Origin of the sequence: Nocardia sp. NRRL S-836, from assembly GCF_001279525.1 — a bacterium.
Taxonomy (GTDB): Bacteria; Actinomycetota; Actinomycetes; order Mycobacteriales; family Pseudonocardiaceae; genus Lentzea.
The window spans coordinates 1-243 of record NZ_LGDY01000073.1 but is presented as its reverse complement, the minus strand read 5'-3'; the positions used below and the strand labels follow the sequence as shown (position 1 = coordinate 243).

Here is a 243-nt window from a genome sequence, read left to right as displayed (position 1 = left end):
TACCGGGTTCGGAATGGGACCGGGTGTTTCCCCAACGCTATAACCACCGAAACACTATGAAATTACAACCTAGAACCCCGAACAGCGGGCTCGATCGGTTCTGGTTGTTCTTCCAGAACCGCACAGTGGATGCGTAGCGTCTTTGTAACAAGTCCTCGGCCTATTAGTACCAGTCAGCTCCAACCGTTACCGATCTTCCACCTCTGGCCTATCAACCCAGTGGTCTAGCTGGGGGCCTTAACT

At 53.1% G+C, this 243-nt stretch carries 1 rRNA gene; it reads right to left on the bottom strand.

Features of this window, described 5'->3' with window-relative positions:
- Positions 1-143: 143 nt before the first annotated feature.
- Positions 144-243: ribosomal RNA gene (locus ADL03_RS08815) — 23S ribosomal RNA — on the bottom strand; the annotation flags it as partial.